Here is a 1,176-nt window from a genome sequence, read left to right as displayed (position 1 = left end):
CCGGTGATCGTGAAACAGCGACTCTTTCCCGTCCACGATAAGCCGGTCGCCGGCATGGTAGACGGCGGTTTCGCCTTCAAACCAAGCGCCTCGGCCGCGCACGGAATTGTGAGGCACGAACTTGCGTCGGTACATGCAAGCTTGCATGCAAGCGTTGATCGCGGCTTTCCAGTCCACGCCCTCTTTCGAGCCGGGGAATTCGGATTCCCCACCATTGCAGCTTGGCAAGCCGCATCATGTTTGAGGCAGACATTTGCGAGGCGTTGAGGGCGATGACTTGCGCCACATTGGCGGGCTGAAAGAACAGAGTCGTTTCGTCAACGCCAAGGCACCGGAAATGAGGTTCGCCGAAGTTGGCAAGCGGGTGCTCGGCCTCGGGCTGGCGCCCCCGTGGCACTTCGTCAAAGTGCTCGGCCGGGCCTTCGCCGCCCTGGTAATATTCGCTGGCATCTTGGGGCAACGGCGGGTTGTTATCATCCGCTTCCGGCTTCGGGTTGAGCACGGCGTCGATGACATCGCGGACCGCGTCGAGGCCACTTTTGCGCGCGAGGTCATCGAAGTCGGTAAACTCGATTTCGGCGTCGTCAAACACCGGCAAGGCGACGAGGCCGCCCACGGCTTCCGCCGCGTCTTCCGCCTTGGTGCGGCCGGGGTTCATCCTGCCGTCCGGCATCTTCACAAGGCGGTCGTTGTCAGCCGCGAACAGAATGCGGGCCTTCGGGTACTTCGCCCGTATCGCCTTGGAAACGGGGCCCAGGTTGCCGGCGTCGAACGCCGTAATTGTGAGGTAGCCGGTTGCTTGGTGGACACGGGCGGCGGTGCTGTAGCCTTCGGCGATAGCAATAGGGAACTCGGCGCCAGGATCTTCGGGCCGTTTGCCGATCGGATGGTAATTGCCCTCTTTCGCGGTGCCCTTGAGAAAGCGTTTCGTGCCGTCATCGCCGATAAGCTGGACGCTGATAAGCTCGGCGCCAGGCGTATACAGCGGGACGACAAGGGAACCGGCGCGGGCGGTGCGCGGGTCTTCCTCGGGGTCCACAACGTATTTGACGTTTTGCTTCAGGCGCCGAAGGCCAGGGAAGGGCGGCAGGCCCTTTTTCGCGAGGTAGGGGTGTGAGGCCGGCGCCTGAAGCAAAACGTCAAATACGTTGTGGACCCCGAGGAAGACCCGCGCAC

The 1,176-nt window shown here is 62.4% G+C and carries 1 pseudogene; it reads right to left on the bottom strand.

What is annotated here, in order from left to right:
- Positions 1-76: 76 nt before the first annotated feature.
- Positions 77-1,176, bottom strand: a pseudogene (locus EOA27_RS37300) (toprim domain-containing protein); the annotation flags it as partial.

The organism is Mesorhizobium sp. M2A.F.Ca.ET.037.01.1.1 (assembly GCF_003998075.1).
In the GTDB taxonomy this organism is placed as follows: Bacteria; Pseudomonadota; Alphaproteobacteria; order Rhizobiales; family Rhizobiaceae; genus Mesorhizobium.
The sequence above is the reverse complement of the archived record's forward strand: the minus strand, read 5'-3'. Positions and strand labels throughout refer to the sequence as shown.